This is a genomic window from Streptomyces sp. WAC05292 (assembly GCF_003949955.1).
GTDB classification, from domain to species: Bacteria; Actinomycetota; Actinomycetes; order Streptomycetales; family Streptomycetaceae; genus Streptomyces; species Streptomyces globosus.
On sequence record NZ_RPSE01000792.1, the window covers coordinates 1 to 923 of the forward strand.

Below are 923 nucleotides of genomic sequence, written 5' to 3' on the forward strand. Positions count from 1 at the left end.
GGGGTGTTCTGCGGCTCGCCGGAGCCGCGCGGGCGGACGGGTGCGGTGCCTGCCATGCCTTCCATGGTGAGACGTTAACCGGAGACACCGACAATCGGAGCAATCCGCACCCGAGTCCTCCGGGCGGGGGCCGGCGCCGGGAGCGGCGCCGGGGCGGTCCGCGGCCGCGGCAGGGCGAGTGCCTCGTCGTAGCGCCGGAGTACCAGGCGGGCCAGCGCGGGGTGGTCGCCGAGCGGGGCGGCCGCGGGGCCGGTCGCGGCGGCGGCGCTCTGCGCGGCGAACCGGCCGGGCGCGGTGAAGTACGAGGCCACGGCGATCCGGCGGTGGCCGCGGGCGGTGAGCGCGCGGACGGCCTCGGCGACCGCGGGCGGGGCGGCGGAGGCGTAGGCGGGGACGACGGGGACGCCGCCGAGGCGTTCGGAGAGCAGGGCGGCGGTGCGGCGGGTGTCGGCCGCGGCGTCCGGGTCGCGGGAGCCGGCGGCGGCGAGGACGGCCGCGGTGTGGCGGGCCGGATGCCAGCCGGCCTCGTGGAGGCGGTCGTACAGGGCCTCGACGAGCAGCGGGTGGGGGCCGAGCGGGGCGGCCACGCGGGCGTCGGCATGGGCGGCGGCCGCCTCCGGGAGATCGCGTTTGACGTGGTGGCCGCGGCTCAGGAGCAGGGGCACGAGCACGGCCGGGCCGGCGGTGTGCCGCAGCGTGTCGGGGAGGAGGGGCCGGTTCAGCTCGATGTGCCCGAGGCGGACGTCGAGGCCGGGGCGCAGTTCGCGGACCCGGGCCAGGAGGTCCTGCACGGCGGGGAGGGCGCGGGGGTCGCGGCTTCCGTGCGCGACGGCGACGAGGGTGGGCTGCATGCGTGGCTCCTTGGGGCCGTGCCCGCGGAGCCACGCATGCAGCCCACCCTCGTCGCCGTCGCCCACGGAAGC

Annotated in this window: 1 protein-coding gene; it reads right to left on the reverse strand. The window is 79.4% G+C overall.

Annotation, left to right across the window (positions count from 1 at the left end):
* Positions 1 to 74 precede the first annotated feature (74 nt).
* Positions 75 to 851: a sirohydrochlorin chelatase gene (locus EF903_RS33060; protein WP_125548582.1), complete on the reverse strand. Its 777-nt coding sequence runs from the start codon at positions 849 to 851 to the stop codon at positions 75 to 77.
* Positions 852 to 923 lie beyond the last annotated feature (72 nt).

Coding starts and splice junctions, on each gene's coding strand:
- EF903_RS33060 (WP_125548582.1), bottom strand. CDS start 851: ATGCAGCCCACCCTCGTCGCCGTCGCGCACGGAAGCCGCGACCCCCGC.